Origin of the sequence: Streptococcus jiangjianxini (assembly GCF_040225085.1) — a bacterium.
Classification (GTDB): Bacteria; Bacillota; Bacilli; order Lactobacillales; family Streptococcaceae; genus Streptococcus; species Streptococcus jiangjianxini.
Window position 1 is genome coordinate 24906 of record NZ_JBEHGL010000004.1, and the last position, 14660, is coordinate 39565.

General features: G+C 32.4%; 13 protein-coding genes. All 13 read right to left on the minus strand.

The window, feature by feature from the left end; translation table 11 throughout:
* Positions 1-8: 8 nt before the first annotated feature.
* The 13 genes from ABP870_RS03110 to ABP870_RS03170 all read right to left on the minus strand — a co-directional run bounded on the left by ABP870_RS03110 (position 9) and on the right by ABP870_RS03170 (position 14633).
* A complete protein-coding gene (locus ABP870_RS03110) occupies positions 9-623 on the minus strand; it encodes an SGNH/GDSL hydrolase family protein (protein WP_350014033.1) in 615 nt (204 codons plus the stop codon).
* A 226-nt stretch (positions 624-849) separates the two neighbouring features.
* Positions 850-2259: a dipeptidase PepV gene (gene pepV, locus ABP870_RS03115; RefSeq protein ID WP_350014034.1), complete on the minus strand. Its 1410-nt coding sequence runs from the start codon at positions 2257-2259 to the stop codon at positions 850-852.
* 168 nt (positions 2260-2427) lie between these two features.
* Positions 2428-3663 (minus strand): nucleotide sugar dehydrogenase, encoded by a 1236-nt coding sequence (locus ABP870_RS03120; RefSeq protein ID WP_350014035.1) that lies wholly within the window; start codon positions 3661-3663, stop codon positions 2428-2430.
* Position 3664: 1 nt separating this feature from the next.
* Positions 3665-4735: an NAD-dependent epimerase/dehydratase family protein gene (locus ABP870_RS03125; RefSeq protein WP_350014036.1), complete on the minus strand. Its 1071-nt coding sequence runs from the start codon at positions 4733-4735 to the stop codon at positions 3665-3667.
* Positions 4736-4742: 7 nt separating this feature from the next.
* Positions 4743-5840 carry a non-hydrolyzing UDP-N-acetylglucosamine 2-epimerase gene (gene wecB / locus ABP870_RS03130; protein WP_350014037.1) on the minus strand — a complete coding sequence of 366 codons (1098 nt, stop codon included), beginning with the start codon at positions 5838-5840 and terminating at the stop codon, positions 4743-4745.
* A gap of 651 nt (positions 5841-6491) precedes the next feature.
* Positions 6492-7958, minus strand: a complete 1467-nt coding sequence (locus ABP870_RS03135; protein ID WP_350014038.1) for a lipopolysaccharide biosynthesis protein — start codon at positions 7956-7958, stop codon at positions 6492-6494.
* Positions 7951-9177 (minus strand): hypothetical protein, encoded by a 1227-nt coding sequence (locus ABP870_RS03140; protein ID WP_350014039.1) that lies wholly within the window; start codon positions 9175-9177, stop codon positions 7951-7953. Before ABP870_RS03140 ends, ABP870_RS03135 begins: the two co-directional genes overlap by 8 nt.
* Positions 9178-9179: 2 nt before the next feature.
* On the minus strand, positions 9180-10430 hold the full coding sequence (locus ABP870_RS03145; RefSeq protein ID WP_350014040.1) for an O-antigen polymerase: 1251 nt from the start codon (positions 10428-10430) through the stop codon (positions 9180-9182).
* On the minus strand, positions 10431-11489 hold the full coding sequence (locus ABP870_RS03150; RefSeq protein ID WP_350014041.1) for a glycosyltransferase: 1059 nt from the start codon (positions 11487-11489) through the stop codon (positions 10431-10433). It lies immediately after the preceding gene.
* A 19-nt stretch (positions 11490-11508) separates the two neighbouring features.
* Positions 11509-12066: an acyltransferase gene (locus ABP870_RS03155; protein ID WP_350014042.1), complete on the minus strand. Its 558-nt coding sequence runs from the start codon at positions 12064-12066 to the stop codon at positions 11509-11511.
* Positions 12059-13171 (minus strand): glycosyltransferase family 4 protein, encoded by a 1113-nt coding sequence (locus tag ABP870_RS03160; protein WP_350014043.1) that lies wholly within the window; start codon positions 13169-13171, stop codon positions 12059-12061. Before ABP870_RS03160 ends, ABP870_RS03155 begins: the two co-directional genes overlap by 8 nt.
* Position 13172: 1 nt before the next feature.
* Positions 13173-14027 carry an NAD-dependent epimerase/dehydratase family protein gene (locus ABP870_RS03165; protein WP_350014044.1) on the minus strand — a complete coding sequence of 285 codons (855 nt, stop codon included), beginning with the start codon at positions 14025-14027 and terminating at the stop codon, positions 13173-13175.
* Positions 14028-14633, minus strand: coding sequence for a sugar transferase (locus tag ABP870_RS03170; protein ID WP_350014045.1), 606 nt, complete (start codon positions 14631-14633; stop codon positions 14028-14030). It lies immediately after the preceding gene.
* Positions 14634-14660: the final 27 nt, after the last annotated feature.

Consider the following 14660-nt stretch of genomic DNA (forward strand, 5'->3'; position numbering starts at 1 on the left):
CTTTTACTCTATAAATACATCTTCAAGTGTTCAGAAATAAGAGCATAACCTTTTTGACTTAAATGTAAACCATCAGTTGTATACTCATCAGCCAAGTTACCCTCTTCATCGCATAAATACGGATAAAGATCAATATAGTCAGCCAAAAGTTGTTCTTCAAGTTTCTGATTTAAACGCTGAATAGCCTTGTTATTTCGGATTTTTACCCTGTCTTGATAGTCTTTCTTTTGACTAATCGGCAAAATAGAAATCAAATAGACCTTGGTCGCAATAGATTCAAACTGGATAGTCTCCAAAATGGTCTCAATATTGTTAAGAATATGCTTCTCGTCATAACCAAGACCAAGATCATTGGTTCCAATTAAAATAAATAGCTTGGCAGGTTCGACCTCTAAAACTTGTTCCTTGATGTGCGCTTTAAGCCAATTGGTATCTGTTCCAGCAATTCCTCGATTTAAGATGACTTGTTCTCGACCAAAAAATTTCTTCAAAGGGAAGAATTCAATAATCGAGTCTCCTGTAAAAACAATCGCATCTTTAGGGTCTCGCTGATTAGCGGCCAGATAATCGGCTAATTTTTGTTGGTGATATTTGGCCAAGTCAGGTCCAATAACTTCAATCATAATCTATACTCCTGATATTAGTAACAGTCTCTATTATACCGTTTTTTAGCTTAAAAACCAGTTTCAGATTGTCACTTTTTTGAATGTCGCTGGCAATCTCAGATTGACACCAAATCCTTAAAAAGGTTGGGGTTGCTCTCATTTTAATCAGAAAACTCAAAAAGGCCGAAGAAAGTTCGCCTAAAGCGGACCTGTCCTTCAACCTGAGTGAGTTATTGACTTATTCTTATTTTATCAATTCATAGATTCCCTCTGCATAAATAGCAGCTGCTGTGAAGAGTTCTTCAACATCTGAGAATTCATTAGCTTGGTGCATGGTATCGATAGAATCTGGGAAGAGGGCACCAAAGGCAACGCCACGCTCTAAGAGACGACCAAAGGTACCACCACCGATAACTTGTTCGTGTCCTTTAAGTCCAGTATGTTTTTCATAGACTGAAAGTAGCGTTTCAACCAATGGGTCTTCAGCCGGCACATAGTGAGGCGTGTGTTCATGCTCAGAAAGCGTTACTTTTTCAACTCCTTCAAGTTTTTCAAGTCCAGCTTTGATGGTTTGAGTATCTGTTCCTTTAGGGTAACGGAAGTTTAGTGCAATAGTGCTGTCTTCTTCTTTCAAGAAAGAGAAAACACCTGCATTCATGCTAACTGAACCCATTTTGGCATCAGTATAGGCTAAACCAAGCTTTTCAGCTTCAAAATCTTCATGAAGGACATCAGCTGTAATATCAATAAAAGCACGTGCTCCACCTTCAAAAGGTAAGTCTTTCAAGAAATTAGCAAGGAAAGTTGCACCGTTAACACCCTTGTATGGCATAGAGCCGTGGGCAGATTTACCATTAACTGTAATAGATACATTACCATCGTTATCTTGAGAAATCTCACCAGTCAAGTCGTTATCAGCGTTAAAGACACGAAGTTTTTCAGACAAGTCTTCAAAATTAATATCACCTGAAATAAGGGCTGTTGCTGATTCAGGAACCATGTTTTCACGCAGACCACCTTCAAATTTGTGAAGAACGACCGCACCGTCATTATCACCTGAGAAATGAAGGTATTCAGTGATATTACCTTTTTCACCATTGATGATTGGAAACTCAGCGTCCGGAGAAAAACCAAAATCAGGTTTTTTTACACCGGCATGCTCAAAGTAATAGTCCATATCAGCCCAACCAGACTCCTCGTCAGTACCTACCACAAAACGCACTTTTTTAGAAACAGGAAGACCAAGTTCTTTGATGATTTTAAGCCCGTAGTAACAAGCCATTGTAGGCCCTTTATCATCAGATGCGCCACGCGCATAGAGACGACCATCTTTAATAACAGGTGTATAAGGGTCAGTATCCCAACCAGAACCAGCAGGAACGACATCAAGGTGACCAAAAATCCCCATGACCTCATCACCATCTCCAAATTCAAACTCACCCGCATAATTATCAATATTTCGTGTCTTGTAACCATCACGCTTAGCAATCTCCAAGAATGCCTCCAAAGCCTTAACAGGACCAGGACCAAATGGGTGCTGCGCATCCGCTTGACTATCGTCACGCTCAGAATTAATACTCAAAAGCGTAAACAAATCTGCCATCATATCCTCACGGCGTTTATCAACCTCTGCTTTAAAATCAATCGTAGACATAAACATACTCCTTTACTTACTAGCCAAAAACTGACCTAATCAACTAAAATATAGCTAGAAATTTTTAATTTCAACACCTCATTATACCACGAAATGGAAAGGAATTCACGGGAGGGATAAGACATCAAGAAAAAGAAGATCAAAAGATCTCCCAAAATTCACAAATAATTAATCGCGTCCAAATAAATCTCGCGTATAAACTTTATCACTGACATCATCAAGACTACTATCATAACGATTAGCAATAATTGAATGTGTCACTTCTTTAAATACGTTTAAATCATTAATAACTTTTGAACCAAAGAATGTCGTTCCATCTTCAAGAGAAGGCTCATAAATAACAATTTCAGCGCCTTTAGCTTTAACTCTTTTCATAACACCTTGTATTGATGATTGACGGAAGTTATCGCTGTTACTCTTCATCGTTAGACGATAAACTCCGATGACCACTTTATGCTCTTTTTCAGCATTATAAGATTCACTACCATGGTAGGCACCAGCAAGTTTTAACACCTGATCCGCAATATAATCTTTACGAGTACGGTTTGACTCTACGATTGCAGTCATCATGTTTTGAGGAACATCTCTATAATTGGCAAGTAATTGTTTCGTATCTTTTGGTAAGCAATAACCACCATAGCCGAAACTAGGGTTATTATAGTAATCGCCAATACGTGGATCTAGACCAACACCCTGAATGATTTCAGTGGTTGATAAGCCTTTAGACTCCGCATAGGTATCCAACTCATTAAAGTAAGACACGCGTAGTGCCAAATAAGTATTCGAGAAAAGTTTAACAGCTTCTGCTTCTGTCAATCCCATAATTAGGATATCATTGTCCTCTTTGTATGATGCTTTATCCAGCATACTAGCAAAAGTTTCTGCCTTTTCTTTAGCCTGAGCATCTGATAGGTCTGTCCCAACGATGATACGACTTGGATAGAGATTATCATACAAAGCGCGTGATTCCCTCAAAAACTCTGGGCTAAACAAAATACGATCAGTCTGATATTTTTGACGTACAGACTCAGTATAACCTACAGGAATCGTTGATTTGATAACCATTGTCGCATGATCATTATGGGACAATACTGTTTCAATAACTGTTTCAACAGCTGAGGTGTCAAAGAAATCCTTGTCACTATCATAATTTGTTGGAGCAGCTATAATCACAAAATCGGCATCCTTATATGCCAACTCAACATCAAGAGTTGCCGTTAAATTCAAGTCCTTAGTGGCTAAAAATTCTTCGATCTCCTTATCTTGAATAGGGGACTTTTTACGATTAATTAGATCAACCTTTTCAGCTACAATATCAACCGCGGTCACCTGATGATACTGAGACAATAGTACCGCCATTGATAGTCCAACATAACCAGTACCAGCTACTGTGATTTTTTTCATATTAGCATCCTTTCACATAGAAGTCATAATACCACTCGGCAAATGCTCTTAAACCTTGACGAAGACTTGTGCTTGGCTTATATCCAAAATCACGTTCCAGATCGCTAGTGTCTGCATAAGTCACTGCAACATCTCCAGGCTGCATAGAAACTAGTTCTTTATGTTTTTCGAAATCAAAATTAGTTGGTAATACCCCCGATAAAACTAATTCTTCCTGTAAAATAGTAACAAAATCCAATAAGTTCACTGGTTGACTATTTCCTATATTGTAAATAGCATATGGTGGAATTGGTAAACCATCTTCACCATTTTTCTGCTTAGGAGCACCATTCATAACAAGTGTTATCCCTTTGACAATATCATCTACATAAGTAAAATCACGTTGACAATTTCCATAATTATAAATTTGAATAGTATCACCTTTGATTAACTTATCAGTAAATCCAAAATAAGCCATATCAGGTCTACCCGCAGGGCCATATACTGTGAAAAATCGTAGACCAGTCGTCGGAATATTATAAAGCTTACTATACGAATGAGCAAACAATTCATTAGATTTTTTAGTTGCAGCATATAGTGAAACTGGATTGTCAACTTTATCACTTGTACTATATGGTATTTTAGCATTAGCACCATAGACAGAAGACGAGGAAGCATATACCAAATGTTCAACAGGATAGTGGCGACAGGCTTCTAAAATATTATAAAAACCAACAATATTACTTTCAATATAAGCATCAGGATTTGTTATGGAATACCTTACACCAGCTTGGGCTGCTAAATTGACAACAATATCAGGTTTATACGTTGTAAAAATTTCGTCAATTAATTCTTTATCTGAGATAGAACCTTTAATAAACGTCCAAGAAACATTATTTTGTGTTACTAACATTTCGATTTGAGAAAGTCTAAAATCTTTCAGAGCCACATCATAATAATTATTCATATTGTCTAATCCTATAATGTGACCAATGTTTTCTTGCTTTAAAAGTTCTATAACAAGGTTACCACCGATAAAACCTGCAGCACCGGTGATTAAGATTGTTTTATTGCTTAATTCTAATCCATTCATGTTTAATTTATAATTTTTTCTCTAATATATCTGCTATTTTTTTGCAAGCGAATCCATCACCGTAAGGATTTGAAGCACGACTCATCTCCTTATATACAGATTCATCTGTTAATAACGTTCTAAATTCTTTGTAAATTGTTTCTTCTTCAGTACCCACTAATTTTAAAGTTCCTGCTTCGACACCCTCAGGACGTTCCGTAGTATCTCTCATAACAAGAACTGGTTTTCCTAGACTTGGAGCTTCTTCTTGAATGCCTCCAGAGTCTGTTAAAATTAAATAACTGGCGTTTAAAAAATTATGAAAATCAACAACTTCTAGAGGATCAATTAAGCGAATCCGATCAGAATTTTTGAAAATTTTTTTTGCGACTTCTCTAACTTTAGGATTATAATGAATAGGATAGATAATTTTAATGTCAGAAAATTCTTCAATAACACGGCGAATGGCTTTGAACATATTTTCCATAGCAGGACCTAGATTCTCACGACGATGTGCTGTTATTAAAATCAAACGACTATCGGAAGCCCATTCCAAATGCTCATGATAATAATCTTTTTCTATTGTTGTTTTAAGAGCGTCAATTGCAGTATTACCAGTAACAAAAATACTATCCGCCTTTTTACCTTCGTTAAGCAAGTAATTTTTAGCGGTCTCAGTAGGTGCAAAGTTGAAATCACTAATAATGCCTACTGCTTGACGATTAAATTCCTCTGGGTATGGAGAATAAATATCGTAAGTTCTTAGCCCAGCTTCAACGTGAGCAACTGGAATTTGTGAATAAAATGCTGATAAAGCAGTCGCAAAGGTTGTCGATGTATCTCCATGTACTAAAACTACATCAGGTTTTTCTGATTCTAAAACCCCTCTAATTCCTAATATAATATTACTCGTTACGTCATATAATGTTTGATTAGCTTTCATAATAGACAAATCATAATCAGGGATAACCGAAAAGACATTCAGAACTTGATTAAGCATTTCTCTATGTTGACCAGTTACGCAAACTCTAACATCAAAATTTGATCGTTTTTTGAGTTCGTTCACTAAAGGACACATTTTTATAGCCTCTGGCCTTGTTCCAAAAACAATCATTACTTTTTTCATTCATTTTCTCACTTTCTTTTTTATTAATCGTGCTGAGGATATATGATAGTATATTCTTAGCATTGTTACTAGCGACTGTTTCATTTGCTGGAATTTTTTTAAAACGACACCTCGTACTTCACTGATGCTTTATACGAGAATTTAGAATCTATATTTACAACATAATAGCACCTTTAGAATGCGACTAATATGCGATAGTTTCACAAAGGCGACCTCTGATGATACTGACTTTTCAACATTCTTTGACAATCGTCTAGAGTGGTTCAACCAGGAGAAAGTCCTCTCGACAACCCAACGCTTGGGGATGATTCGCTAGCTTCCTTTGACTTTTTTACTGTCATCAATACCACGCTCCTCAGCAGTATCCGTCGTTTTCACGCTTTGAGAATCAACGATAGTATAGGTTGGAGAGACTGCTCTGCTAGTTTTTACTCGTTTTTTTTTAACAAGCTCTGTCAGAATCTCATCCCACAGACCAGTTTCCTTGAGCCGACGAAAGAAACTCCATTCCGTTAGTCATGTAGGAGCATGCGCCATTGACAACCAGTTTTAGTGAGGTTGATAAGTAAGATTACGAAGACTTTTTGCTAGAATGATGATTTGATATGTTCATTTGTCTTTTATGGTGCACTTCAGTTTTCAACGCGGGATTTATAAACTCACTTTTTCATAAAATTTCAACCAATCACTAACCATAAGTTTACATCTGTTATTAAAAATTAAGATTAAATCTCTATTTTTTTTAATTAAATCAGTTATTTTAAAAATATTTGTTAATTGATAGATCAAAAATGTCAAGCTTACATAGATGATGCCTTCTATAAAGAATGTAATCGCTGAATTATTTTTTACCAAAAATAAATCTAATAGATAAAATATTAAATTAAAAATAAAATGGATGATTAGGTGCTTTTTATTGAATTTTATTGTGAAACTATTCCTAGTATTTAAATGAACTAAAATGATATAAGCAAGGTAGGATAAGAATGTAGTAAAAGCAGAAATTTGAAACCCAAATAGTGGTATTAATACAAGGTTCAAAATAATATTTAAAACTGCCGCAATCATATTAAAATAAAAAATTAAAATTGTTTTCTCAATTAATTCAAAATATTTATGAAATAACATAGACAAGCCGTATATAAAAATCCCAAGTACAGTCCAGTTGAAAATACTCGCATAATGAGAGTAGTTACTTCCCTTAAAGAAACTCAATAGAACAGGAGATTTTAAAATTCCATAAAAAGATAGAGGAATCATTAAAGATAAATAAACATTAATAGATTCGTTGACAAGCTTTTCTGTGCTGCTCTTACTTATTTGCCATTCTCGCATTATCATTGGATGGAAAGCTCCCAGAACAATTAACGAAAACAACATATAAATACTATTTGCTAATAAATAATTGGTTGAATAAATACCTACCTGACTATTACTCCCCAAAAAAGAAATGATATAGCGGTCAGAAGCCGACAGAACCCAATTTGAGACAGTAAGACCAACTAAAGGTAGTCCATATTTAAAATACCTAGTAAAATCAGCTCGGTCAACTTTGTAATCTAAACTAAAAAATGTTCTCCAATTTCTAAGTATCAAAATTAATAATAAAGCACCGACTAATATAATTTGGCTAGCAAAGATAGCATTAATAGATTTAAAAATTAATGCAAAAACAATCATCGGAAAAATTCTACCTATTGAAATCGCTAGTTCTAGAATCATATAGTAATAAATTTTATTAGAACTTCTAAAAAACGCATCTCCTATTTGATAAACACCGAATATAATAATATAAGTAATAATCCAGAAATTAATATTTTGCTTAAAAATTAAGGCAAAAATAATATAAATTAATACACTCACCAACAATGAACAACAACTTAAAATAATTATAAAGCCAAGTTTTTTATCATTGTAGTAAAAACGTAAGATGCTTTGCGCTAACCATAAAGTTCCTAAGGATACGCTAATATTAATGCTACTCAAAATAAGATTATACTCACCAATTTGTGAAACTGGAAAAATATAGGTCATCAAGAAAACAGAAGAAAATGAAATAAATCCACCTAGTATACGAACAAAGGTATGAATTGCTAAATCTTTTTTTTGATTATTCATGTTCGATTCCTAAAACATCATTAATGGCATCTGCAATAGGTTGCATGGTTTCATTATAAGAAAATTGACTAATGTTACTTTCTCTCTGCTTATTTTTTTGAAATTGACGGATATTTGAAACAATAGATTCTACTGTATTATCAATGAGTAGATAATTACTATATTTCTCTAAAACTTCTTTTGTACCATCATTATCATAACTATTATTTTTTACATAGATAATAGTTTTTCCAGTAGCAATGTAATTAAATACTTTACCAGGAACTTGAAAAGGGGTTCTATTTCCAAATAGTAGTAACGTGTCATTATGATTTAACAACTCATTGAATTTTGAACTTGAGACAAGTGGAGAGAGGGTTACCTTATCCTCTAAATCATATTTCTTAATAAATTCAGCAATTTTAGAGTTGTCAGAATTATAAATTGATAAATGAATATTCTCAATATTTTTCATAGCTTCTAAGAACGGGCGGGGATCACGGTGTACTTCATCAAGCGAACCACCATAAATAATCTTTAGAGTCCTTTGTTCTCCTTCTCTACTATTAATAGAACTATCCCAACTAATCCTATCAAGTGGATCGAAACCAATATGATAAGTGACAACTTTATTTTCAGGTAAGTTATAAAGTTCTTGATATTTTTTTTTATTCCATTCAGTAATCAGAAGAACTTTTGATGCTTTCTGAACTAATTTTTGTTCCATCAATTTCTCTAAACGATATCTGAAAAAACCTCTTTTTCGCTTAGGTTCATATAGCCAAGGATCACCATACACCATTATATAGGGTTTATTGAGTTTTTTAGCAATGTAGGAAGATACAAGATGAGCTGAATATGGTGATGAAATAGAAAGAATTAAATCAACATCAGTAAAGTTATCCTTATTTTTCTTGAAAGTTTTTTTTGCTTCCGGAAACCAGTCAATTGCTGAGTCGGGTATTAAATTATCAGAGATGAGTCTTTTGTAGTTAAAGCCATTGCTATTAGAGGATATAGATGTTGGAATTTTATCAATATTTTTATGAAAAACACCATTGCTTTCAGTTCGAATAACCGTGAACTTATCCATTTTCTCGTCATCAGTTATAGCATGTTTTGTTAAAACAACAACTTCAAAACCTGAATTCAGTAATTTTTTTACAATTCGTATATTTTTATCACTACACGACCCTTCAAAAGGAGGATAGTGATAGGAGACTACTAAAATTTTTGTCATAATTAATCCTTTTCTACTTCAATTACAAAATAAGCGATTAGCATATATAATAACATCAATACCGTTGATAAATATATTAAATTATAAGATCTGAAAGAAAAGAATACAATAAAATAGGCGTAAGAAGCTAACAACAGATTTCCAGCACTTTTATTTGATACGAATCTATTATGTAGTTTTTGGGTAACTAAACCGAGGATAATAAATCCTATGAAAAAAAATACTCCACTTTCTTTTATAAAGTAATAAACCAGAGGCGCTGTGTTAAATAAAAAATTATGACTACTTCCTACATTGTATAGAGGTAAATCAAAAATATTCGTCGTATCAATCGAAAGACCAAATAGCAAGAAAATATATTTATAAACTATCCTAAGAGTAGAAATTAAAAAATAATAAAAATTTACCTGACCAAAATCATATAATTTTTGTAGATAAGGATAATTACCTGCAATATAAATGACAGAATCATTTAAAGAAGCTGGTATGGGTAAATTAAAAAGTCTAAAATTACTCTCTGAAGCTTTATTTAAAAGAGATTGGCTTACGCTCATAAGCCACAGAGCTATAGAGCTAATACTAAAAATTTTAAAATATTTTTTTAACTCTTCATCAGTAGAAGCTTTTTTAGAAGTCATAAAAACAAATACTAAAGACATAAATATCAAATAGAATAAAGTATCTCTACGCGGTGAAATTGCTGGTATATAACATAATATATATTGAATATATAGAATCATGTTTCCTCCGTAATATTTGATATGATATAGGACCAGCAAAGAAATTGTATAAGCCAATGGTAAAAAATGAGTTATTATTCCAATATTAAACTCCCCAGCTTGAAAAGCCACATTCATTTCTGCCAACTTTGATAAAAAACTAAATAGACCATAAGTAGTGTCCAATTTCCAAAGATAACAAAAAGCCGAAATATTGTATATCACACAATAAACAACGAGTAAATAAATTAATCGTTGTCTCGAAGTTTTCTTTACTTTGGACTCCTTTTTACTTGATAGACGATATTTGAATGATCCCAAACACACACCTACCAAATATGAGACAAACATGATTATAATAACAATCCAAATAGTTAAAGAAAGTTCATTATTTAACCCAGATAATCCATACATTAAAATTAACGAAACTAAATTTACTCCCAAAAACACGCTTATTGGATTAAACATATTACCATACAATTTTGAAGAAAAATATATTGTAAGTAACAACATTGCTAATAATATATAGGCCATTTATACCTCACTTTTTTTATTAGATTTTCCTTTTAAAATATCAATTAGATCTTGTGCTACTATATCATAATGATATACTGGGAAAAACTTTTCTTCAATATTCTTAATACAATTTTGATATGCACTGCGATCAAATAATAATTTTTCAAGAGCAATAAACCAATCTCTTTCACTATCAACAGCAAATCCATTTTTGCCAATGATCTCACCGTTAACTCCAATATTGCTGCCGACGACTGGCTTCTTCATGTTTAAATATTGAATTAATTTAAAGCCACACTTTCCCTGATTTATTGGAGTATCTTCTAGAGGCATTATCCCTACAGTGATTTTTGAAAGATCTTTTAAATAGTTTTGGGAAGACCATTGAACTAATCGGGTATTCTTAATTTTTTTCGGAAAATCTAATGCACTATTACTAATAATATCAAAACTAACGCCTGGATATTTATCAACTAATTGATTAATTACAGACACAATTTGATCAATATTATTAACAGTCGTCTTGCTCCCAATCCATCCAATTACTTTTTTATCAAAAGTATTTGACCAATAGGGTTCATATAAATTAATATTATCAGTGGTTGGAATTATAACACAGTTTGTATTAAACTTTGAATAATGGGTTTGAAGTGTCTGATTTCCGCATATTACGATATCTGAAACAGATGCAATTCTATCGCTATTATCATTGTCAAACAAATAAATTGCATCATCAACATCAAAAACAATTCTAATACCTTTTCTTTTTAAATGAGTCAGAAAAACAGGTTTTAATTTCGGTATAACACCCTTTTGAATCAAAAGAATGTCAGAATTTGGAATTAAAAAATAAAGTTGGAAAAGTCTTTTTAAAGTACCCCATATGTATAGTAAAGCTATTCGTAACAAATATTTTTTTTTATTGTGCATATATTTTCCTGAATAATTTTTATTCCAAAAATTAAACCAACTTAGTTCAAACGACTCAGCAAGTTTTTCGTTAAAAATATATGCTCTATAATTTGAGGAAGCTCCTTCCTTAGTATAGAGTGTTAATATAGATAATTTCTGTTTCATATGTACTCTCAATATTTTCTCAAAAATTTATTCTTTTTACTTTAGTCTCTTTAACTTGATATATTAAACTATTGGTTTTAAATTCACCTTTTACAACACTTCCTGCTGCAACAACAGAATTATCTCCAATAGTAGTTCCCCGTAAAATTATTGAACCTGCTCCAATCCAGACATTTTTCCCGATGATTATTGGAGATGTTTTGAAAGCACCAGCATTGATACCACCCTTAATTTTATAATCATGATCATGATCATAAAGTAAAACATTTGGACCAAACTGAACCCCATCATCAATTGTTATTTTTTCACGAGCCACAATCATACAACCATGATTAAGAGAAATATCTTTGCCTATTGTTAATTCAGCACCTTTTCGTACTCTAATTTTTGCTTGACTTCTTTGACGAAATTTTTTTCCCAATTTAAATACTGCACCTTTATCAACTGTTACCTCAGAAAATGGTGACATAAAAACACTAGAAGAAATAGTTACATTTTTACCATGACGGACTTTCAATAAGAAGGTTTTAATCATGGCAGTTGGTAAATCAGTTATTGCTCTCAAATATTTATTCATAACATTTCTCTTTTAAAACATCAGTAATATCTTTCATATATTGCTCTACTATTATTTGTCTGTCAAATTCTTTTTCAACTTTTAGTCTTGCATTATGACCCAACTGTGATTTAGCAGAATGAGATAACAGGATAAACTTTTCAACTTTTGATATTAAATCTTTAGAATCTTGTTGATTAACTAAAAAACCGTTTACTCCATCATCAATAACTTCTCGACACCCTGGTCGGTCAGTTGTTATTATAGGTCTTCCTGTCGCTGAAGCTTCAAGAAGAACGTTTGAGAGTCCTTCCGGATAGTAACTGGGATGTATTAAGCAATTTGTTCTTTCGAGAGCGCCAGCAATATCTGTAATCATACCATGAAATTTAACAATACCATCAGTTTCTAGCTGTTTCAACTCATCTTCATAGGATTGCTCACAAAAACCATAAATATTAAATTCAGTATTTGAATGCTTATTTTTAATATATCTTGCGGTATCTAGATACTGATCTATTCCTTTTTCTTTCATAACCCGCGAGATGAACGCAAATCTAATAATTTTTTCATTTGGGTATTCTTTTTCATAAAACCGTTCTAAATTAACACCTGAACCCGGAATTAAGCTAAAGTTATTTTTGACTATCTTATTCTTTAAGAAAAAATCTCGATTAGCAGTATTTTGAAAATAAACCTTGTTTATACCTTTAAAAGCATATTGATATAGCTTTATAAAAATGGGTTGCTTCCAACTTTTATATTCAACAGCTGTGCCTAATCCAGTGATGTTAGCAATAAAGGGAATATTAAACTTTTTAGCTGCTATTGCTCCATAAATATTAGGTTTAATGGTGAACCCAAGAATTACCAATGGTTTTACTTTTCTAAATAATTTTTTGTACGTCTGAATAAGTCTCATTTCTTCCATTGGATTCATTCCATGTCTATTGATATGTATTTCGTGGAATTTACAACCCATGGAAACTAACTCGAGAATTCTAATACCATTCGGAGATGATATATGAACTTCAAAACCTTCGCTTAATAACCTTTCAATAATTTCTAATCGGAAATTATAAATTACTAAATCATGATTAACTAAAAATAAAACTTTTTTCTTCATACTAACTTTCTGTAATTGTTATTGATTCTTTAAAATCTCTAATTTGATATCCAAAATTATATTCACTCATTTTTTTTTCATATATTAAATTGCCAAATATTTTTTTAATGTTATCATTAAAAAATAAAAGACGAATTAGTGGATTACCTATTTTAGTTAAATAAACTTTATGATGATGTACTTTTGCAATTTCGCTAACTAATTCTGATGTTGATACATATTCTTTATTTTGAGGAAAAAATACCCCTTCTTCTTGTCGTAAGATAATTTGTTTGATGAATTCACTTAGATTATCAATATGTAGCATACTTCTTTGGTTTTTGAAATCAGGAAAAACTGGTAATCTTTTTGCTAACTTAGATAGACGAGGATAATTTCCTTTTGAACCTTTTCCATATATCATTGGAGGTCTTACAATCACAATTTTAAAATTATCATCACTCAATGTTTTAAGTTTTAATTCTGCCTGCAACTTGCTGTCACCATAAAAATCACTTGGTGATGGCTCAGTATCCTTAGTTATAATTCTTTCTTTAGAAGTACTATCACCATAAACAATAATACTACTCATAAAAATGAATTGTTTGACATTTTGCTCTTTAGCTTTCAGAGCGACTGATTCTGTTAAATCAGTATTTATTTTATAATAAAGTGCCTTCTTAGATTCATCTTTTGAAAAATGTGCAATACCCGCCACATGAAAGATACTATCATATTTGGAAAAATCATGTTCATTCCATTTAGGATCAATCATGTCCAAAGTATCAACTTGAAAGTTGTCAGGTGTTTTTAGTAACCATTTTTCTACTGAAGTTCCAATATACGAATTTGCACCTGTAATTAGAATTTTTTTCATCTAATTTTCCTTATCCTTTTGTCCAGTTCCGCCTTCAACAACACCATCACTTTTTAAGACACTGATAAAGGTTCCAATAAAACATTTCAGATCCATGAAGAAATTTAGGTGGTTGACATAATAGCCATCTAATTTGGCTTTCTCTTCTATTTCAAGCTCGTCTCGACCGTTGATCTGAGCCCATCCTGTCAAACCTGGTCGAATATCATTTGCCTTATATTTATCACGTTCTTCAATTAAGTCATACTGGTTCCAAAGTGCTGGTCTCGGTCCAACAATAGCCATTTCGCCCTTTAAGATATTAATCAATTGTGGAAGTTCGTCTAGACTTGTTTTTCTAAGAAATTTTCCAACATTAGTAATCATCGCATTTGGGTCTTTCAATAAATGCGTTGGCATATCAGCTGGAGTATCCGCATACATGCTTCGATACTTATAAATCATAAAATGTTTTTTATCTTTTCCAATGCGCTTTTGCTTAAAGAGAACTGGACCTTTTGAATCCATTTTGATGACAAGTGCAATCAATAACATAATTGGACTTAGAATTACAATGGCACTCAAGGATAAAATGATAGCCATCAAACGTTTAATAATTGGATACACAATAACCTCCTAAAATCCCTTTACATA